The organism is Hymenobacter cavernae (assembly GCF_014641455.1).
In the GTDB taxonomy this organism is placed as follows: domain Bacteria; phylum Bacteroidota; class Bacteroidia; order Cytophagales; family Hymenobacteraceae; genus Hymenobacter; species Hymenobacter cavernae.
The window spans coordinates 286465-305605 of the sequence record NZ_BMHT01000001.1; the positions used below are offsets into that span (position 1 = coordinate 286465).

16 protein-coding genes are annotated in these 19141 nt (G+C 55.4%); 10 read left to right on the plus strand and 6 right to left on the minus strand.

The features are described from left to right. Window positions 1-110 precede the first annotated feature (110 nt). Window positions 111-872: a 5'-nucleotidase C-terminal domain-containing protein gene (locus IEX74_RS01155; RefSeq protein ID WP_188810129.1), complete on the minus strand. Its 762-nt coding sequence runs from the start codon at window positions 870-872 to the stop codon at window positions 111-113. Window positions 873-1119: 247 nt separating this feature from the next. Here IEX74_RS01155 and IEX74_RS01160 point away from each other — a divergent pair, with 247 nt between their 5' ends. The 3 genes from IEX74_RS01160 to IEX74_RS01170 all read left to right on the plus strand — a co-directional run bounded on the left by IEX74_RS01160 (window position 1120) and on the right by IEX74_RS01170 (window position 6966). Then, window positions 1120-2898: a methylmalonyl-CoA mutase family protein gene (locus tag IEX74_RS01160; RefSeq protein ID WP_188810131.1), complete on the plus strand. Its 1779-nt coding sequence runs from the start codon at window positions 1120-1122 to the stop codon at window positions 2896-2898. Window positions 2899-2959: 61 nt separating this feature from the next. Further along, window positions 2960-5074 carry a methylmalonyl-CoA mutase gene (gene scpA, locus IEX74_RS01165; protein ID WP_188810133.1) on the plus strand — a complete coding sequence of 705 codons (2115 nt, stop codon included), beginning with the start codon at window positions 2960-2962 and terminating at the stop codon, window positions 5072-5074. A gap of 29 nt (window positions 5075-5103) precedes the next feature. After that, window positions 5104-6966 (plus strand): P-loop NTPase fold protein, encoded by a 1863-nt coding sequence (locus IEX74_RS01170; protein ID WP_188810135.1) that lies wholly within the window; start codon window positions 5104-5106, stop codon window positions 6964-6966. A 41-nt stretch (window positions 6967-7007) separates the two neighbouring features. Here IEX74_RS01170 and IEX74_RS01175 read toward each other — a convergent pair whose 3' ends face one another. From IEX74_RS01175 to IEX74_RS01185, 3 genes are all read right to left on the minus strand, one after another. Continuing rightward, window positions 7008-8561: a carboxylesterase/lipase family protein gene (locus tag IEX74_RS01175; protein WP_188810137.1), complete on the minus strand. Its 1554-nt coding sequence runs from the start codon at window positions 8559-8561 to the stop codon at window positions 7008-7010. A 68-nt stretch (window positions 8562-8629) separates the two neighbouring features. Continuing rightward, window positions 8630-9154 carry a hypothetical protein gene (locus tag IEX74_RS01180; RefSeq protein WP_188810139.1) on the minus strand — a complete coding sequence of 175 codons (525 nt, stop codon included), beginning with the start codon at window positions 9152-9154 and terminating at the stop codon, window positions 8630-8632. 64 nt (window positions 9155-9218) lie between these two features. Continuing rightward, on the minus strand, window positions 9219-10811 hold the full coding sequence (locus tag IEX74_RS01185; RefSeq protein ID WP_188810141.1) for an ABC-F family ATP-binding cassette domain-containing protein: 1593 nt from the start codon (window positions 10809-10811) through the stop codon (window positions 9219-9221). A gap of 596 nt (window positions 10812-11407) precedes the next feature. Between IEX74_RS01185 and IEX74_RS01190 the strand changes: the two genes are divergently transcribed. Both IEX74_RS01190 and IEX74_RS01195 read left to right on the plus strand, forming a co-directional pair. Then, on the plus strand, window positions 11408-11854 hold the full coding sequence (locus IEX74_RS01190; RefSeq protein ID WP_188810143.1) for a hypothetical protein: 447 nt from the start codon (window positions 11408-11410) through the stop codon (window positions 11852-11854). A 38-nt stretch (window positions 11855-11892) separates the two neighbouring features. Then, window positions 11893-12612, plus strand: a complete 720-nt coding sequence (locus tag IEX74_RS01195) for a DUF92 domain-containing protein (protein WP_188810145.1) — start codon at window positions 11893-11895, stop codon at window positions 12610-12612. 163 nt (window positions 12613-12775) lie between these two features. On the opposite strand, the gene IEX74_RS23320 is transcribed toward IEX74_RS01195, so the two are convergent. Next, entirely contained in the window at window positions 12776-12907 is a 132-nt protein-coding gene (locus IEX74_RS23320) for a hypothetical protein (RefSeq protein ID WP_262892021.1), read from the minus strand. Between the two features lie 347 nt (window positions 12908-13254). Between IEX74_RS23320 and IEX74_RS01200 the strand changes: the two genes are divergently transcribed. The 4 genes from IEX74_RS01200 (at window position 13255) to IEX74_RS01215 (ending at window position 16341) form a co-directional block, all read left to right on the plus strand. After that, window positions 13255-13986, plus strand: coding sequence for a L,D-transpeptidase family protein (locus tag IEX74_RS01200; RefSeq protein ID WP_229755071.1), 732 nt, complete (start codon window positions 13255-13257; stop codon window positions 13984-13986). Window positions 13987-14185: 199 nt separating this feature from the next. Then, window positions 14186-14722 (plus strand): NUDIX hydrolase, encoded by a 537-nt coding sequence (locus IEX74_RS01205; RefSeq protein ID WP_188810147.1) that lies wholly within the window; start codon window positions 14186-14188, stop codon window positions 14720-14722. Between the two features lie 18 nt (window positions 14723-14740). Continuing rightward, window positions 14741-15154: an Imm63 family immunity protein gene (locus IEX74_RS01210; protein WP_188810148.1), complete on the plus strand. Its 414-nt coding sequence runs from the start codon at window positions 14741-14743 to the stop codon at window positions 15152-15154. A 92-nt stretch (window positions 15155-15246) separates the two neighbouring features. Further along, a complete protein-coding gene (locus IEX74_RS01215) occupies window positions 15247-16341 on the plus strand; it encodes a WD40 repeat domain-containing protein (protein ID WP_188810150.1) in 1095 nt (364 codons plus the stop codon). A 151-nt stretch (window positions 16342-16492) separates the two neighbouring features. Here the strand turns inward: IEX74_RS01215 and IEX74_RS01220 are convergent, their stop codons facing one another. Further along, entirely contained in the window at window positions 16493-17896 is a 1404-nt protein-coding gene (locus IEX74_RS01220) for a DUF5723 family protein (RefSeq protein ID WP_188810152.1), read from the minus strand. 247 nt (window positions 17897-18143) lie between these two features. On the opposite strand from IEX74_RS01220, the gene meaB reads away from it, so the two are divergent. Beyond that, on the plus strand, window positions 18144-19121 hold the full coding sequence (gene meaB, locus IEX74_RS01225) for a methylmalonyl Co-A mutase-associated GTPase MeaB (RefSeq protein WP_188810153.1): 978 nt from the start codon (window positions 18144-18146) through the stop codon (window positions 19119-19121). The last annotated feature ends 20 nt before the right edge of the window (window positions 19122-19141 follow it).

Consider the following 19141-nt stretch of genomic DNA (forward strand, 5'->3'; position numbering starts at 1 on the left):
AATTACCATTTGCTCGCTTCTCAGTGAACGTTTACCAATTTTTGTCCGCCTATAGGCTTCTAAGATTGGTCACTGTTAAATGGTAGATGTTAACTGATAAATGTTAACTGTCAAATGACTTTCACTCTTCCTTCTACTTTGGCGGTTACGGGTTGGCCTTGCTTGGTAAGCTGCCGAATGTGGTCGGTGATGGCCGAGCGCAGCAGCACGCCTGTGTCGCGGGGCTTGATGGTTTTGAAGAACACCATGTTGTCGCCGCCCCCGGCCAGGTAGTCCGAAATAGCGACGGTGTACGTTTTACTCGGATTGAAGGGCTGACCGCCAATCCGAATGTTTGTGGGTTTCCCGGCGGCATCTACGGTGTAGGTAACATTGGAAAGTGCCATCTTGATGCGGGCCGCGTAGTCGAAGAGCTGCTGCATGACGGACCCCGGCGTATCGAGAACCACCAACTCATTCTCGAACGGCATTAGTTCAAACACTGAACCTAGGGTAATCGAGCCGGCGGGCAGCGAGGTACGCAAACCACCGTTAGTTACGACACCCACATCGACGGGCTGACGGAGCGCCGCGGAGGCCCGCTGCCGCTGAATATCAGCCACAAAGTTGCCCAACGGCGACTCGCCGGAGTTCTTGCTGAGCGGCACTGGCGCGGTGCCCAGCACTTCGCTCATTTGCTGCGTCACGCGCTGGCGGTACGGCTCAATAACGGCAGATACCTGAGCATCTTCTGGCTGCGCTTTGCCGACGGGCTGCGCCGTAACCGGCGCTAGCTGCGGCCTGGGTTGATAAACAGCGCGTTGACAAGCGGGTGCCAACACCACGGACGCCAACAGACCTAGGGCAGCAACGCGTGAATGAAGGAAAGACATCGGTGGATGAGAAAAAAGAAAAAGCGAAACCGCAAAGATAACTTCAACGAAGGTTATGTGCAGAAGAAAGCGCAGAACTGCGACTAACGCCAGATGCTTGCAGGTAGTTGTTCAATCGGGAGCCTACATGCTGCTTCCTTTTTGCGTTACCGGCACAACCCCACCCAGAGCACGCCGGTTCTGAGCCAATACGGTATCTTTAGCCCCTAGCCTTTTCGTATAAACGGCTTACCACCCAGCTTGCTTTATGCCCGATACGCCGCAGCCCACCCCGGTTTCCTTTTCTGAATTCGAGCCGCTAACCACGGCCGCCTGGCAGGAGCGCATCCGCCGTGACCTGAAAGGCGCCGACCTAGCTTCGCTGGAATGGCACACGCCGGAAGGCTTCACGGTGCAGCCTTTCTACCACCGGGAAGCCCTGGAAAACCTAGGTCAGCAGCCGGTTCCGCAGGCGCAGGGAGCTCCTACGTGGCTGAACGTGCCCACCTACCACGTACCCGCCGCCGACCACGGCCACACCCTCATCGACCAGGCTGCTGACGCTCTGGCCCGCGGTGCCGATGGTGTTTATTTTGTGCTGGCTGATGCGGCTACGTTTGACGTTACTTACCTCAGCGCGCGGCTGCCGCTGGCTACTACCTACATCGGCTACTCGCTGAAATCGGCGGGGCTTGACCTAGTGCAGCGGCTGCTGGCCACGGGCGCTACCACGTTGCGCGGCTTTCTGCAATACGACCCCATTACCAACCACACCCCTAACCTAGCTAGCCAGCTAAGCGAGTTGCGCCAAGTGCTCCGGCTGACGCGCGCGATGCCTCAGTTTCGGGGCTTATCACTCCACATCGACAACTTCGGTAATTGCGGCGCGACGGCTACGCAGCAGCTTGCCTTTGCCCTCAGCACAGCCGCCGCGTACCTGAGCGAACTGTCAGATGCGGAGCTTTCCGTCGTGGATGTGGCCGCTACGATGCAGGTGCACGTTGCCATCAACCCTAGCTACTTCATCGAGCTAACCAAGCTGCGGGCGCTCCGGCGCTTGTGGGCAACCTTGCTCCACGCCTACCAATTGCCCCCAGCCGGCGCAGCCTCGCTGACGATTTTCGCCAGCACCGCCAGCTGGTCAAAAACGACGCTCGACTCGCACACTAACCTGTTGCGGGTAACGACCGAGACGATGGCCGCCGTGCTGGGCGGCGCCGATGCCGTGAGCGTTGGCACCTTCGATAGTTTGTATGAGGCGCCCAATGAATTCTCGGCGCGCATTGCCCGCAACCTACCCATTATTCTTCGGGAAGAATCTGGCCTGAACCGCGTGGCTGATCCGGCGGCGGGCTCTTACTACCTTGAAACGCTTACCGATGAGCTAGCTCGCGAAGCCTGGTCGTTGTTCCAACGCATCCAGGCTGCCGGTGGACTACCCTCTGCTACGCGCCTAGTGGTGCAGGAGCTGCACGAGGCTGCCCAGGCTCAGTTTCGACGCATTGCCGCCGGTGAGCAAGTAGTAGTGGGCACCAACCGCTTTCAGAACGCGCAGGAGCAATTCAGCTTCAATCCGAAACGACTGCTGCGCAGTAAGGAATTCGATACGACTCGTGCCACGTACCCGTCCGAAGTGTTGCGCTTGGCTACGGTTATGCACTTTCAGCGCCGGGAGCGAAGGCGGAAGCGGGCAGCCGTAGTGCTGCTCGGGCCCCATACCAATCAGCATATCATGGAGTCGTTCATGCGTACGCTTCCCAAAGAAGAGCGGCCGGAGCTAGCTGCGGCGCATCCGGTGGGCACGCTGTCGGTGCTGTTTTCTTCGCCGGAAGAAGCGACCCTGATGTATGCCACGCCCGAACAGTTCAACGCCTTTGCCCGCACCATCTGCCGCGTCGATCCGGAAGATCCTTCTTTCGCGGCTCCTACCTTACTAAGTGCCGACCTAGCCACCCTGCAGGAAGCCGTGCAATTTTTCGGCTTTCAGGAATTCACCGTGAACGGCTACAGCACTGAAGAAGTGCTAGCGCGTTTGCAAGGTAAGTAAACTACCATCTGTCATCCTTCGCTCCGCTGCGCTGCACTCAGGAGGACAAACCACTCCACCCATGAAGCCTGACTTCTCTCAGATACCATATAATGCGGCTTCGCTTCCGTCGCCGGCGGCTAGCTCGACACAGACCACCACGCCCGAAGGCATTGCGGTGAAAAGCTACTACACCGCCGACGACGTGGCTGGCCTTGACCACCTAGGTTTTGGGGCGGGCCAAGCGCCGTTCCTGCGCGGGCCTTATAGCACCATGTACGTGCAGAACCCGTGGACCATCCGCCAATACGCGGGCTTCAGCACGGCCGAGGAATCGAACGCTTTCTACCGCCGCAACCTAGCCGGTGGGCAGAAAGGGCTGTCCGTGGCTTTCGACCTAGCTACCCACCGCGGCTACGACTCCGACCACCCTCGGGTAGTCGGCGACGTGGGCAAGGCGGGCGTAGCCATCGACTCGGTGGAGGACATGAAGCTGCTCTTCGACCAGATTCCGCTGGATCAAATGTCGGTTTCGATGACGATGAACGGGGCGGTGCTGCCGATTATGGCCTTCTACATTGTGGCGGCCGAGGAACAGGGCGTGACGCCAGAAAAGCTCACGGGCACCATTCAGAACGACATTCTGAAGGAGTTCATGGTGCGCAATACCTACATCTACCCGCCCGAGCAGTCGATGCGCATCATTGCCGACATCTTCGCCTATACGGCCCAGCAGATGCCGCGCTTCAACTCCATCAGTATCTCGGGCTACCACATGCAGGAGGCCGGCGCCACCGCCGACCTGGAGCTAGCCTACACCCTAGCCGACGGCGTGGAGTACGTGCGCGCCGGCCTGAAAGCGGGCATGACCATCGACCAGTTTGCACCGCGCCTGTCGTTTTTCTGGGCCATCGGCATGAACCACTTCATGGAAATTGCCAAGCTGCGCGCCGGGCGGCTCTTGTGGGCCAAGCTCATCAAGCAGTTTGGGGCCGAAAACCCGAAGTCGCTGGCGCTGCGTACGCACTGTCAGACCTCGGGCTACTCGCTCACCGAGCAGGACCCGTTCAACAACGTGACGCGCACTTGCGTGGAGGCGCTGGCCGCCGTGCTCGGTGGCACCCAGAGCCTGCATACCAACGCCCTCGACGAAGCCATTGCTCTGCCCACCGACTTCTCGGCCCGAATTGCCCGCAACACCCAGCTCTACCTCCAGCACGAAACCGACATTACCCGCGTGGTGGACCCCTGGGGCGGCTCTTACTACGTGGAGCGCCTGACCCACGAGCTAGCCGACAAGGCCTGGGCGCTCATTCAGGAAGTGGAAGAGCTAGGGGGCATGGCCAAAGCCATCGAAACGGGTTTGCCGAAGCTGCGCATCGAGGAAGCCGCTGCCCGCAAGCAAGCGCGCATTGATTCGGGCAAGGAGGTGATTGTGGGCGTGAACAAGTACCAGGTCAACGAGAAGACCGACATCGAAATCCTCGACATCGACAACGCTGCCGTGCGCGAGTCGCAGATAGCTCGCTTGAACAAAACCCGCTCGGAGCGCGACAGTGCCGCCGTGCAACGCGCCCTCGACGCCCTCACCGACGCGGCGCGCTCGGGCCAGGAAAACCTGCTGGCGCTAGCCGTAAACGCCGCCCGCCTGCGCGCGACCCTAGGTGAAATCTCGGATGCGCTCGAAAAGATATACGGTCGTCACCAAGCTACTATCCGCGCCGTGTCGGGCGTGTACTCTTCCGAAATGGACTACGACGAGCAGTTCAACCGCGCCCGCCAGATGGCCGACGAGTTTGCCCAGAAGGAAGGCCGCCGCCCCCGCATGATGGTGGCCAAGATGGGCCAGGACGGCCACGACCGCGGCTCCAAAATCATTGCCACCTCCTTCGCCGACGTGGGCTTCGACGTGGACATCGCGCCCCTCTTTCAAACCCCCGACGAAGTAGCCCGCCAAGCGGCCGAAAACGACGTGCACATAGTGGGCGTGAGCAGCCTAGCCGCCGGTCACAAAACACTAATCCCCCAGCTCATTGCGGAGCTAGCCAAGCTAGGTCGCGAAGATATTCTCGTTATTGCCGGCGGCGTCATTCCTGCGCAGGACTACCAGTTCTTGTATGATGCCGGCGTGGTCGGCGTGTACGGGCCAGGGACGGTTATTGCCGTGGCAGCGCAAGAGATTTTGGGAAAACTGTAGTTATTTCAATCTAAATCAGCAAAATACTTATGCCAAATCTCAATCACATAACTGAAGCAGTTGACAAATATTTGTCATCTAACACTAAATATGCAGTGTTAATTACTGGCAAATGGGGCAGCGGCAAAACTTACTTCTATGAAAACACTTTAGTCAAGCTGATAAGGGAGAAAAAAGTTGCTGATAGCCAAACCACTTTTATTCCGATAAGAATATCATTATTTGGAATTAATAGCATAGAAGCTCTAGAATCAGAAATAAGCACAGAGCTATTACCTTATCTTGAAAGCAAAACTATTAAAACGGGCGGAAAGCTACTATTCTCGGCAGTTAGAGGATATATAAAGAACAAAACGGAAGTAGACATTAAAGAATATTTACCTGACACGGTAGAATTTGATAAAAACTCATTGATCAGATACGAGAGAACGGTTATATGCTTTGATGACATAGAGAGGAAGTCGGATGGATTATCTATAAACCAAATTATTGGTTATATAAATTCTTTGACAGAAAACAATAATACAAAGGTAATTATCTTGTCAAACGAAGGTGAAATAACACAAGATGATTATAATAAGATAAAAGAGAAAACCATTGGAGTAACATTAGACTTCAGTCAACCTATTATAGAATCGTACGATTCATTAATAAGTGATCTGTATTCAACAGATACAAATACATACGGCGATTTTTTGCTTAAAAATAAATCACATATATTAAACACACTAAAGCATACAAACGACAACTTAAGAATTATAATAACTGCAATAGACAAACTCCATCAAGTATTTACAACATTAAAAAATGTAGACTTTATTAGCACAAATCATCAACAACAATTAGATTCTATTATTACATTCACATTAGCTTTATCAATTCAATTCAGCAAGAGAAAGATATCGAAAAACGATAAAGACGTTCTTTCAACGAGGCCCATTCTTGATCTATCGAAATTTTATTTAGGTGATGCAAAAAACACAAGTACTACAAAAAGCTCGAAAAGCAAGAGAGAAAAGTTTCTATCCAAATTCTATAGCAACCAGGCATCTTTTGTCTTTATCGAAAGTATATTTAACTATATAACATTATCTATCAATCTTCACGAAAGTGAATTAATAAAAGATATAGAAAAACTTTTTCCGCAGCCAGGAGAAGTAGAAGATCCTCATTTAGTACTAAATCAGCTCGAGTACATAAACCTTGATGCATTAACCAACCAAGATTATATTAATAAAACAAATAAAATAGTACAGTTTGCACAATTAGGCAAGTATGATATTCTAGGGCTTTTCAAAGTTTTTCACTTTGTAACGAGATTTGACAATCTCTTAGAATTAGATTTAGATGATTTAACCAAAAAACTAATAGAAGGCATAGACAACAATAAATATTTAAAATACCAGCCATCACTTTCATTTCAATTACAGATCCCAGAAAGCAACGATAATTATACTAAACTCAAAGAAATTTCCAAATATGCAATAGAGAAGAACGAATCATTAATGAAGCAAGAAGCACTGGAAAAAAGAAGAGCAATTGTAGATCTTTTCATAAACAATAGAAAAGAGTTCTACGAAGAAGCTAATACAGTAAACGGGGACTATATATCGATACCAATATTCATTGAAGCTAACCCAGATGAGATATTCGAAGCACTGAGAAGCCAGCCATTTAATGATTTAGAAAAATTTAAAATATTTCTGAAAATTAAGTATAAAAATCCAGCGTATTCATTTGACACTTCTGAAGAAGAACTATTTTTTAAAAACCTTGATAAAGTATTTACACACTACTTTGAAAACAATAAAGAAAAAAGTTTAACAAACTTTCAACTAAGATCAATACAGCAAGAGTTGTTAGCTCTGCCTTCTGCTCGGCCGGATTTGTAATCCGGCCGAGCAGAAGGCAGACGATAGCTTTACTCGACTTATTATTTCTTACCAGCTTGGGTAGCCAAGAAGTCCAGGCTAGCTTGATCGGGTAAGGGGTGCGCGGCCGGGTTCAGGTCCAGCACCATGACTTGTTTATCGGCGGTTTGGTAAGCGGGCCACTTGGGTAGGCCGGCGCTATTGGGATTGCCGGTGCGGGCGAAGTTTACCCAATAGGCCGTCATGGTATTGGCTAGCTTCTCATCGCCGGGCTCCCAGGGGCGGTCCACGAAGCGCAGGTTGTGGTAGGTATAGGGCACTTCCCCGGTATGAAACGCCCCGTACTTCACGTATTGGCCGGTAGCCGGCACTTTGCGCGCGAAACGGTACACGTACACGGGGCGGCGCAGGGTCTGGCTTTGCACGTTGGCCCAGGTATAATTCGGGACGCCAAAGATGATATCACGCCCTAGGTTCTGCTGGGAAACTTCCGCTTCGGCATCGTCGTGGGCCGGGAAGAAGCGCAGGAAGGTGCTGGCCTGGGCGCCGTATTGCTGCTCGGCCTGCTGCCGGAAATCGGCGGCGTTCTTCAGGGGGCCGGCCAGTAAGCCTTCGTTTTCGTTCCAGCCGGTGAGCAGGGTTACGGGGTTGGCCTTCCCCGCCGCAAACAGCTCGGGGATGGAAGCAGGCAGCACGTAGCCATCGGTGATGGGTCCGCGCAGGCTAGGCATTTTCTGCACGAAGGCGGTGGCCGGCAGCTGGCGCAGTTCCGCTAGCGTCGGCGCTTTCAGCTCTTGGCCGTAGCGCACGCCCTCCTGCTCGGCTTGGGCCAGCGTGGGGTACGGGCGCGAAAACCCAGCCCCACTCTCGGCAATGGCTTTGGTGAACAACCCTTTGGCCAAGGGCGAAGCCACCAGACAATTGACGCTCATCGAGCCCGCCGATTGCCCGGCAATGGTCACGTTGGTAGGGTCACCGCCGAACGCGGCAATGTTTTGCTGCACCCAGCGCAGAGCCGCTAGCTGGTCGAGCAAGCCGTAGTTGCCGGAAGCGTGGTTCTCGGATTCTTTCGTTAGCTCCGGGTGCGCCAGAAAGCCAAGGGGTCCGACCCGGTAATTGAGGCTGACGAACACGACTCCTTTTTGAGCGAGGGCCTCGCCGTCGTAGATGGGTACGGCGCTGCCGCCACTCGTGAACCCGCCCCCGTAGATCCACACCAGCACCGGCCTCCGCTCAGTCGCTGAGCTAGCCCCGGTCCACACGTTCAGGTACAGACAATCTTCGCTAATGGGCGCGGCCGGAATCAGGAACTCCGCGCTCCACATGCTGAACGGTGCGGGCGCCGCTTGCACGGGGCTAGGTCCATACGCCAGGCACGCCCGCACCGCAGACCAGGGTTTCACCGGTTGCGGGGCTTTCCAACGCAAGTTGCCCACCGGCGGCGCGGCAAAGGGAATGCCTTTGTAATAGGCCACATCGCCCGCTTTATTCTGGCCACCTGATACGGGTCCGCTGCGGGTTTTCACCACTCCTAACACCACTGGCCTAGGTTTGAAAGCGCCGAAGCCGAGGGATAGAAAGACCAGCAGGAGGAACGAGGACAGGAACCTGATCATAGTAGAGGAGGGAAGGTGGCGGGCCCCATACGGAACCAGAGGAATGAATTAGCTATCAACCTAGGCACTCATTCAATTGGTTTTACCTGCAACTGCGGTAAAAATTGATGTTTAAGATATGCTAACCGTTCAGCCAAAAGGGGGACATACTCAACTTGCAGTTCGGAACGTACTAGGCTCAAGAAACTTTGCTCCTCTTCGGATAAATCTTCATCCTGGCTAGCATAATACGCTAACGCTTCTGAGGCATTGTAAGCAAGTTGTTCTAACACAAACCAGCCGTTGCGGCAACCTATACCAAGGAACTCTTCCAATGTTTCAGCCACAACGATGTTGTTAACAGAAGCCATAGGCACAGTCATAATGACAGGTCCACAAGCTTCTTCTCCTACACCATTCAAAATGCCAAAGTGAACTCCATTACCACCGGTACGTGCAAAACTTATGGTATTGACTGGCGTGCAGAAGTAGGAATAATTTTCTGGCGGCATAATGGGTTCAAGGCCGCAGTAGTCAACATGCTGATAAGCCTTACGACCCCATTTATTATTTACAAGATCGTCGAGCGCAAAGAAATCCTTAATCGTGAGCATAGAAGATTATTAAGAATGACAGCAGCCTTCTTACTTGGTGAAGGTTAGCGAGCGAATATGGCTTCTAAGAAAAATTAATAGTAACGTCAACTCCAATCTCATCCACAAAATACTGATCGTGCGAAATCAGCAGCACCGAGCCGCCGAAGTCTTTTACTGACTGCGTCAGCACGTCTTGGCTGCGCACATCCAGGTTGTTCGTCGGCTCGTCGAGGACGAGCACGTCGGGTGCGTTGTTGCTCACCGTGAGGCAGCAGAGAATCAGCTTCATCTTCTCCCCACCGCTCAGGCTGGCGCATTTCCGGTCCCAGCTTTCCCGCGGAAACTGATGATAGTGCAACACGGTTTTTAGCTCATGCTCCAGCAGTTGGCGCGAGTTAAACTTCTGAAGCTGCTCAAAAACCGAAAGCTGGTTCTCGATTATCGAATAATCCTGATCGATGTAGAAGTACTCGAAATCAGCGACGAACACCTCCCCCACCGATGGCGGCAAACTACCGGTCATGATTTTCAGCAGCGTTGTTTTGCCCACGCCGTTGTTGCCCGTTATTCGCACTCTATCGCCGGAGCGTACCTGAAATGTTAACGGGCTTTGCCACAGCTGCTGCTCGCCATAGGCGAAGTTGATGGACCTGGATTCCACCAGTATTTTCCCGCGGTGCAAGTGCGATTGGCTCAGGTCTATTTTGAGAGTTTTCTGCTCCTGGATCTGCGTCCGGATCTGCTTCAGGTCGCTGGCAATACCGTTAATTTTCTCGCTTTGCGCCTCTTTCATCTGCGCTGAGCTTTGTTCGGCTTGGCGCTTAAGGTGACCGGCTACGATGCGCGGCAAGGCTTTTTTCAGCCCTTGCGCTTTGCCTCGGGCTTCTTGCTTGTGTCGTTGCTCAGCGACGTCGCGGGCTTTTTGTTGCGCTTGGTGGAGGGTTTTCTCTTTATCGTCGAGTTGGGCCTGCAAGGCAGCGAGCTTCGTTTCCTTCTGCTCTTTGTAGAAGTCATAATTGCCGCCGTAGGCTTCCACGGCGGTTTTGGTGAGTTCCAATGTTAGGTCAACCAGGTTCAGCAGGGTCCGGTCGTGGCTCACGACCAGCACTGTGGCTTTGCTGCGTTGAATGAAATCATAAAGCAGACGGCGACTTTCGGCGTCGAGGTGGTTGGAGGGCTCATCGAGCAGGATGATGCCGGGCGCGTGAATGAGCGCACCAGCCAGAAACGCTTTGGTTTTCTCCCCGCCGCTCAGCGCGTGCATGGGCTGACCTAGGTCGAGGTGCTGCAAGTGCCAAAACGCCATGGCGGCTTGCGCGCGCTCCTCGATTTCCCAATCATCATCGAGTTGGGCGAAGTACTCGGGGGCCGCATCGCCGGCCAGAATAGCCTGCAAAGCCCCTAGCTTCTGGTCGATTCCCAATACCTGCGCTACCGAGCAATCGTCGTACTGACCTAGGTGCTGGGGCACGTAATACGGTTTTTCCTCCAGCGCCACCTCGCCAACGGATGGCGGAATGCGCCCGGCAATGATTTGCAGTAAAGTCGATTTACCCGCGCCATTGTGACCTACCAACGAGGCTTTGCCCCCCCGAGCAACAACCAGATGCAGGTTTTGAAACAGCACCTCGCCATCGGGGTGCCTATAGGAAAGCGCGTTCACTACGATACTCATAGCGTAAGGCGTAAAAAGTAAGGAATGGAATACCCCTAGCTCGCGCAATAAGCAGAAAAGCTAGGTTGAAGACCGGAAATGATGCGGCGAAGCAACACACTTGACGCGCTTGATTTGGCGGGCAAACAGTACCCTAGGTGCAACACGAGCCGGACAGAGCCGCCGGAGCGAATTGCTTGGCTTGGTTCAGTGCGCTACCGTTCGGGTATTGGTTAGCCGGCCTGCCGGCATCTGTGAGGCGCCCTGGCTGGTGCTGTCCAGGAAAGACGGCACCTGAAGTATGCTCCCGCGGCGCTGCCGACAACTGGATTACATAAAAGCTGAGTTTGGTCGCCGCGCGTAATTACTGCGTGATGAACGAGTGGATAAATTGGTTACCAGGCCTTTCTGCTTCGGCAGAACGTGTGCTGGCACGCAATCATCGGGGCAACTCAGCGGATTTCCATTGGAGTACTTCTTGGCTTACCTGGCTGCAAGTATAAGAAAAACTGAAGATTGTTCAGCCCATCCGCGCTTACCAATAGTTGCGTATGAGTTGGGCACAAACCACCTAGCTTTGAAACTACGTCTAATCGCCCGTTACTAATCCTCTCTTTATGCGCATCGACGAACTAGAACAAGAAGATTCTGACATCGAGTGGTTTGCCGTCGACGGCGCCGGATATGTGGTGCACTTTTCCTCCGGCGGCGGGGTGCTGCCCGAGTCGGTGGCTTCTTCCCAGGAGACGCTGCTGCACCTGCACCAGTACTTTCTGGCGCTGCCCGACACGGCCTCGGCGGCGCTGGTGCAGGTGGAAGCCAACGCTGAAAAGAGCGGCCGCAACTACCAGAACGCGGTTCGCTACGCTCGCCGCGGGCTTTTCTCCTTCGATAAGACGTTGTTGAACAAGCATCTGGATTCAAAGTACCATTTAGTAGCACGGCCCGTTAATCCGCTTACGATCAAGGATATTCCAGAGCCCATTTCTACGCTGCTCCTGCACACGCGCTTGCCCATTGCTGTTCTGGAAAAAACGCAGGTTGTTATTTCCGACGTAGCCTAGGCAACACCTTCTGTTTTCCAGCCGAGCACGCTAGCCAGATGAACAACCTCCTACATGTTGGCGCAGTAGCCCTGATCCTGGGTCTGGGCATGCTCTATAGTGTGCGGGCCGGCAAGCTCACAGCGGCCGGTGCCTGCATCGGTGGCGTGCTGGGCGGGCTGCTTTTCCTGGGCGCCGGCTTTACAGGCCTGGCGATGCTGGGTGCTTTTTTCCTGCTTGGCTCGGCGGCCTCGGGCTGGCGCGTGGAAGAGAAACGCAGCGCTGGCTTGGCGGAAGAAAACAAAGGCCGTCGTACGACCAGCCAGGCGCTGGCCAACGGCGGTGTGGCTGGTATGCTGGGTTTGCTGAGCTGGTTACAACCTAGCTTTGCCCCCGTACTCCAACTGATGATTGCCGGTAGCTTTGCCGCGGCTACCGCCGATACGCTGGCCTCCGAGCTAGGAAACATATATGGCCGGCGGTATTATAACATCCTGACTCTGAGGCGTGATGCGCGTGGCCTCAACGGCGTTGTCAGCGCCGAAGGCACGTTGCTTGGGCTGGCGGGCAGCCTCCTGATTGCCGTTATCTACAGCCTGGGCTTCGGGTGGAGCACGGCAATCGGGTGGGTGCTGGTGGCGGGCACCGTCGGCAATCTGCTGGATTCGGTGCTGGGTGCAACGCTGGAGCGGCAGCAGTACCTTTCGAACGATGCCGTCAACTTCCTCAACACCCTGACCGGCGCCCTGGTGGCGGCGTTGCTGTATTTTCTGGCGTAGAAGCGCACGGCTGAAAAGCTCCGGCAAAAACAGGTTAGCGCCAAACCAGGACAAGCCGGCACTGAAAAGTAGCTGATTTATAGCGTGGTAAGCCCAAAAGAAAACCCGTGTCGCAACGATGGCAGTCGCTGCAACACGGGCCGGGGCGCGGGGCCGAAAACGTCTAGCGGCGGCCGAACAAGCCGTGGTGCTTATGATAGGGCTTGTAGTACGGCCGGTGCGCATAGGTGCGACCGTGCAGCAGCGCCTTGGTAAAAGGCGTACCAGCTAGCGCAGCGCTATTGGTCAGCAACACAAAAAGAAGCAGGAAGAATGCAGTAATTCGAGTAAAGCAAACGTGCATAATAGGTAGAAAAGGACAGGAAATGGGATCAGGAAAGTCAGAAATTCAATTCTATTTGGCTTTCATGCTACAAAGGAACGAACTCGACAGTAGAAACACATAGTAATTAGACAATGTATTATGTTTTCTCTATTAACCCTGCAAATTCCTCGTTGGAGCTTCCTGTCAAGTCGCTAGTCTGGCCAGTCTATTTATATTATATCATTAATATACTTATATAAAGGATCTAATCGTTCTGCTTCCACACCAGCCCTCAGCTAGCCAGCGCTTGCTAGCTCGACAAGCAGGCTGGCTTTTTTATGCGTTTGCTTCTCACGGCTATCCTCTTGTTGATTGCGCGCCATGTGCCGCCGGATGCACCTAGCTTTCGGGACCAGCAGCTTATGAATCCGCGGGTGCAGGCGGCGTATGCGGCTACCTGGGAGCCGTTGCGGCACTTGCTCTGGAGCCGCAACATCGATCCGCACCAGCTCGAAATCTTCTTCCGCGCTTTCAAAATCGGGCGTCGGCTGGAAGTATGGGGCCGCAACCGGAGCCTGGGAACTTTTCAGCTGTTGCGTACCTACCCGATTGCGGGCACCTCGGGCACCCTAGGTCCGAAGCGGGCGGCCGGCGACGGGCAAGTGCCGGAAGGCTTCTACGAGCTTGATCGGTTCAACCCCAAGAGCTTGTACCACTTATCATTGGGCCTGAATTATCCTAATGCCTCCGATCGGCTGCTGGGCAGCGCGCAACCTGGCCAGGATATTTTCATTCACGGCTCCAATGTGACAATTGGCTGCCTGCCCATCACCGATGCCCTGATCCGGGAAGCCTACGTGCTGGCCGTGGAAGCCCGTACAGCCGGACAGCAGAGTATACCCGTGCATATTTTCCCTTTTGCGCTGAGTGAAGAAAACCTACTGACCCACCAGCAAAGCCGACATAGTGCCTTTTGGCGAAGCCTGAAGCTGGGCTACAACTACTTCGAGCAGCACCATACGTTGCCGGAAGTAACGGTCGATCCGGCAGGCTGCTACGTGGTTCAATAAGGGCTGCCATGGCTGTATAGGTCCGTCGATTCCCGGCAATGAACCGGCTTTTCCCCAGGCCGCCCGAACAGTCCTTTTAGTTGCTTGTTCCTTGCTGCAACGCAGAACGACGCGCTTAACCAACCTAGGTACCCGTCGTTCAACAGCAAGCGAGGCAGACGCTTCGCACTCCATTCATTACCATCCAACGCTCCCAACAATGCGCTTTTCCGCTGCTCCGCTTTTTCAGGCCGCCGTGCTTGTTCCCGTCTACCGCGATGCGGCCGGCGAGCTGCGCCTGGTGCTGGTGCGCCGCGGCGACTTCGGCGTGCACGGCGGGCAGCTAGCTTTCCCGGGCGGCAAACCTGAGTCTACCGACGCGTCCCTGGTCGATACGGCACTGCGCGAAACGCAGGAAGAAATTGGGCTGCCCGCGAGTGCCGTGCAGGTGCTAGCTACCTTGCCGCCTATCCCGACCTACGTCAGCAACTTTCTGATTACTCCTTTCTTGGGTCGCATTGTGCCGCCCGCTGCGTGGCAACCCATGGAGCACGAAATTGCGGAGGTGCTCGAAGTGAGCGTGCGCCACCTCGCCGACCCAGCCACGCACACCGAGGAAGACTTCTGGATACCTAGCCAGAATGCCTACGTCCGCTTTCCGTTTTTCCGGGTTGGCGAGCACCGGCTCTGGGGCGCCAGCTACCGCATTGTGCTCCCCCTGATTCCGCGTTTGTTGGCAAGCGAGTGGGCTATTTAAGCCTAGCTTGCGCGCCAAATGAGCATTATCTACAGCTTAGCCACGCTACAAACCTGGATCGAAGCCATTGCGGAGCACATTCAGGCGCCCGCGCACCTGCTACCGACGTATGGCCGCAGCGAGGATTTTGCCCGGCCGCACCTGGAAGTAAATGCAGCCGGAATGCACTTCGTGGTGGTAGAACGCGGTCAGGAACTCGAACGACGCACCACGCAGGACCTCGATGAACTGCTGTACTGGGTGTTTGAGGGCGTCACGTTCACAATGGCTGGCACCTACGAAGTAGCGCACCGCGTACCGGGCCAGGATTTCCGGCGCCTGCTGTTTCAGCACCAGTTGCTTCTGCTGGGGCACCTGAGCGCGCAATGGTCCGAACGCCAGCAGCGTCATTTACTCGCTATTCTGGGTGATCATCCGTTTTCCGATGATTGATCGTGGGCGGCAGGTAAAATCTTCGGATCATCCGTATCTCAGGGCACGCTGATATTTCGTTAGTTTACCCGATAACGAATCCTCTCTCCTCCATGTTCTATCGTTTTCTGCTAGCGCTCCTGCTGAGCTTACCTAGCTTTGGCGCTTATGCCCAGCGCGAACAATCCATCTGGTATTTCGGGCAGCAAGCGGGCGTCTCCTTTGCCGACGCCCAACCTACTCCCCTGCTCGACAGCAAGATGACGACCTACGAAGGCTCCGCCGTGGCCACCAACAGCAAAGGTCAGCTGCTGTTCTACACCAACGGCGAAAACGTCTTCAATCGCCAGCACCAGGTGATGCCCAACGGCCGCAAGCTGATGGGCAGCGGCTCTAGCACCCAAAGCGCCCTCATCGTGCCCGACCCTGGCAGCGGCAACGTGTTTTATGTGTTCACGACGGCGCCGCAGGGCGGCGTGAATGGCCTGCGCTACTCGGTGGTGGATATGACCCGCGACAATGGCCTCGGCGACGTGCCTCGTGCCAACTTACTGCTTATCACACCCGTGGCCGAAAAGCTAGCGGCCGTGCGCCACCAGAACGGCCGCGACGTGTGGGTGGTGGCGCACCGCTGGAACTCCAACGCTTTCGTGTCGTACCTCGTGACGGCCGATGGCGTGGCCGGCAAACCCATCATGAGCAACGTGGGCAGCATGAACGCCGGCCCCGGCCGCAACGCCATTGGCTGCCTCAAGTTCTCGCCCGATGGTACCAAGCTCGCCAGCGCCCTGTGGCGGGAAAGCAACAAGTTTGAGGTATTCAACTTCGATCGGCACACGGGCCAGGTGAGCAAGCCGCGCTCTTTCGGGCCTTACGAGGAAGCCTACGGCGTGGAGTTCTCGCCCGACGGCAGCAAGCTCTACGGCACCAGTAACGGCACCGGCGGCGGCAACGCCCAGGTCTGGCAGTTCGACCTGGCCAGCGGCAAAGTGACGGCCATCGGCAACTCCGCCAACCGCAAAGTCGGTAGCCTCCAGCGGGCGCCCGATGGCAAAATCTACGTGGCCCGCGAAGACAACCCGTACCTAGGTGTCATTCAGAACCCGAACGCCGCCGGCAAGGCCTGCAACTACCTCGATGACGGCCTACACCTAGGTGGCCGCCGCAGCAAGCTAGGTCTGCCGATTTTCCTGTTGAGTCCGCAATAGCTAGCTTTTCAGCAATAGTATTAGCCTAAAAAACCTGTTGTCATCCTGACGCAGAAAGGACCTTATTACGCTTGTTGTTCTGGCGTAATAAGGTCCTTTCTGCGTCAGGATGACAACGATTAAGATAAATTCTGCCTAGCGCGTCTTCCCGTCAATCCGCTTTCCCAAACCGAAACCGCAGAAAACCTGCCGCCGCGGACAGATACGGGTTCTTGGAAGTCAGCAAGCCCGGCACGTCGCGGGTGCTGATGCCGGCTTCGTATACTTTGCTCACGAAGGTGATGCCGAACGGAATGCTCACCCGGTAGCCGGCGCCGGCCGATACGCCACTGCTGAGCCGCACCCAACGGACCGGCCTATAATCCACGCCGGCTCCCACGAAGGGCGAGATGATGTTGCCGGCCACGTTATTCAGCGGCAGCGTTACATCGAGGCCGGTTTCGAGAAACTCGCTGATGCGCAGGCCCACACCGGCGCGCAGCTTGGTGGGCATGTTCGCCTGACGCGACTGCCCGGCCTGGTACTGAAACAAGCTGTCGGTGCCCGAAGCGAGAATTTCGGAAGCTTCCTTGAAGAAGTTGTAGGTCCCGACTCCGGCCGAGTTGAGCCGCTTCAGCTTCTGATCGTTGGCCGATATGAGGTTGCCTTCCCAGGTCATGTGGCCGATGTCGGTGACGGACACACCCACGCGGACCATCTTGCCGACTTCGGCCGCCAGACCTAGGTCGAAGCCGTGGCCTTTGCCGGTTTTTTCCAGCCCGCCGTTCACTTGCGCGTTGAAGTTGGGGTTGCCGGCCACGATGCTGCTGTAGTCAATATCAAACACCGGCGACAATGAGCTATATGCCCTTAAGTCGCCAGGTTTGATGCGAATATCCAGCACGCCAAAGCCCTGTACGTAGCGGTAGCCCACCCCACCCGAGAGCTGTAGGAAAGGCAAATCCAGGAGGCGCTTGCCCCAGGAAATGTTGTACTCGTTCAGAAACGAAGCCTGCACTTCCGACCCCGACAGCACCTCCGAGATGAGCGGCACTTGCCCGCTGTTCGGGTCGTAGTTGGCGTAGATGGGCGCGTCGCGACCCAGGAACAGCAGCTCCGCCGCGTTTCTGTTCAGCGCCACGTGCCCTACTACCCGTTGTCGGTTGCTGATGGCAATGCCCCCTATCACGGGCAGCTGCACGGCCAGCCCGAGCGTGGTAGCGGCCGCATTCACGTTCAAGGCATTATCCGACGTAAAGGAACGGGCCAGCCCCTGCTTTTCGGATTGGGTTAGCTCCTGGTCGCGGTCGGAGATGAAGCGCTTGAGCTGCTCCCGCGTGAGCGACTGCGAGCTGGCGCCCACCCCAAACTCCCCAATCGTGAAGGCAACCTTGGCTCCGCCGGCCCGACCTAGGTTTGCCGGGTTGATGCCAATAACCTGATAATCGGTGGCAAAGGTATTGATAACGCCCCCGCGCCCTGTGGCGGTGAAGTTGCTTAGCTCATTCTGGGCGCGCAAGGTAAACGGCAAAGCCACCCACAAGGCAGCCAACAATAGCGTAGATTTTTTGGTCATAGAAGGTTAGGTGGGTTCGGAATACCAGGTGCACCAGGAAACGTAGGTAATCTGCTACTTTTATCCGTTTCGCCTCGCGCGACTAGTGGTAAAGGTAGAGTACCTGCGCAAACAATTTATTGAAAAGCCTAGAATAAATAGCACTATGCAATAATGACCAGTCAACGCTTCACCTGTGTTTCTATTGCTTGCGCTTTACCCTTAGGGCGCTTCTTCCGTTTACTTTCTTCCTCAACTTCTCTTTTCCTTGGCCAAACGCTTCACCGCTGACCAGTACGCTGATGGCATTCTGGCCGGCAACCGTATTGTACTTAGCCAAGCTATTACGCTGGCAGAAAGCACCTTACTCAGTGACCAAACCCTGACGCAGCACGTTCTGGACCGAGTACTGCCACACGCCGGGCACTCAGTGCGGGTCGGCATCACGGGTGTGCCGGGCGTAGGCAAAAGCACGTTTATTGAGGCACTCGGGCTGTTTTTGGTGAATGAGCAGCAGAAGCGCCTGGCCGTGCTAGCCGTCGACCCGAGCAGTCAGCGCAGCGGTGGCAGCATCCTGGGCGACAAAACCCGCATGAGCCAGCTCGCGGCGCACCCACAGGCGTATATCCGACCTTCCCCAGCCGGGCGCTCTTTGGGCGGCGTCACGCGCAGCACCCGCGAGGCCATGCTGCTGTGCGAAGCAGCCGGCTACGACATCATCTTTATTGAAACGGTGGGCGTGGGCCAGAGCGAAACCGCCGTGCACGGCATGGTCGACTTCTTCCTGCTGCTGATGCTGGCCGGCGCCGGCGACGAGTTACAAGGCATCAAGAAAGGCATCATGGAAATGGCCGATGCCATCACCATCACCAAAGCTGATGGCGGCAATGAGCTAGCTGCCCGGCGCGCCCGACGCGAGTACCAGAATGCCCTACATCTGTTCCCCACCACCGAGTCGGGCTGGCAGCCGGTCGTCACGACTAGCTCGGCCGTGAGCGGTGCGGGCGTACCGGAAGTGTGGGGCGTGGTGCAGCAATACGTGCAGCAAACACAAGCCAGCGGCTACTTTCAGCAGCGGCGCCAAGCGCAGAACCTGCACTGGCTGCACGAAGCCATTCGCCACGGCTTAGAGGAGCAATTTTATGCCAGACCAGAGGTGCAGGCACAAATAGCAATTGTGCGTCAACAAGTTCTACAAGGTCAGAAGTCGGCTTTTGGCGCGGCAGGTGAGCTACTAAGCATGTAGCGCGAAGCCTACGCTTTGCG

Coding starts and splice junctions, on each gene's coding strand:
- IEX74_RS01200 (WP_229755071.1), top strand. CDS start 13,255: ATGCGTTTGCTTCTCACGGCTATCCTCTTGTTGATTGCGCGCCATGTG.
- IEX74_RS01215 (WP_188810150.1), top strand. CDS start 15,247: ATGTTCTATCGTTTTCTGCTAGCGCTCCTGCTGAGCTTACCTAGCTTT.
- scpA (WP_188810133.1), top strand. CDS start 2,960: ATGAAGCCTGACTTCTCTCAGATACCATATAATGCGGCTTCGCTTCCG.
- IEX74_RS01155 (WP_188810129.1), bottom strand. CDS start 872: ATGTCTTTCCTTCATTCACGCGTTGCTGCCCTAGGTCTGTTGGCGTCC.
- IEX74_RS01160 (WP_188810131.1), top strand. CDS start 1,120: ATGCCCGATACGCCGCAGCCCACCCCGGTTTCCTTTTCTGAATTCGAG.
- IEX74_RS01175 (WP_188810137.1), bottom strand. CDS start 8,561: ATGATCAGGTTCCTGTCCTCGTTCCTCCTGCTGGTCTTTCTATCCCTC.
- IEX74_RS01170 (WP_188810135.1), top strand. CDS start 5,104: ATGCCAAATCTCAATCACATAACTGAAGCAGTTGACAAATATTTGTCA.
- IEX74_RS01195 (WP_188810145.1), top strand. CDS start 11,893: ATGAACAACCTCCTACATGTTGGCGCAGTAGCCCTGATCCTGGGTCTG.
- IEX74_RS01180 (WP_188810139.1), bottom strand. CDS start 9,154: ATGCTCACGATTAAGGATTTCTTTGCGCTCGACGATCTTGTAAATAAT.
- IEX74_RS01210 (WP_188810148.1), top strand. CDS start 14,741: ATGAGCATTATCTACAGCTTAGCCACGCTACAAACCTGGATCGAAGCC.
- IEX74_RS01220 (WP_188810152.1), bottom strand. CDS start 17,896: ATGACCAAAAAATCTACGCTATTGTTGGCTGCCTTGTGGGTGGCTTTG.
- IEX74_RS01190 (WP_188810143.1), top strand. CDS start 11,408: ATGCGCATCGACGAACTAGAACAAGAAGATTCTGACATCGAGTGGTTT.
- IEX74_RS01205 (WP_188810147.1), top strand. CDS start 14,186: ATGCGCTTTTCCGCTGCTCCGCTTTTTCAGGCCGCCGTGCTTGTTCCC.
- IEX74_RS01185 (WP_188810141.1), bottom strand. CDS start 10,811: ATGAGTATCGTAGTGAACGCGCTTTCCTATAGGCACCCCGATGGCGAG.